Raw genomic sequence first — 291 nt, forward strand, 5'->3', positions numbered from 1 at the left:
GTTATCAAGAAACCGTAAAGCGTCAGAAAATTTAAACAACAAGAAAGGCGTGATGAAAAGACCTGCCAAACACAAGTATAAATAGCCAGCTGAAAATGCACCAACCAGTGCCAGTACAATCAACATAAATCCAGCAATTGCTGACAATATGGTGATTACCATCCGAAAAAGTATTAGGCTTGGGTGACGAACTACCGCAACTTTTTCACCGTCACAATTCCAAGCACCAAAGAGGCGTGCAGGGCCATCAAAATCATCTCTTGGGGCAAATGCGTCTTTACAGGGTTTTGC

General features: G+C 42.6%; 1 pseudogene. It reads right to left on the reverse strand.

Annotated elements, in window-relative coordinates:
* Positions 1 to 291 (reverse strand): annotated as a pseudogene (locus tag CKO50_RS23135) (hypothetical protein); the annotation flags it as partial.

The organism is Pseudoalteromonas sp. HM-SA03 (assembly GCF_002289345.1).
In the GTDB taxonomy this organism is placed as follows: Bacteria; Pseudomonadota; Gammaproteobacteria; order Enterobacterales; family Alteromonadaceae; genus Pseudoalteromonas.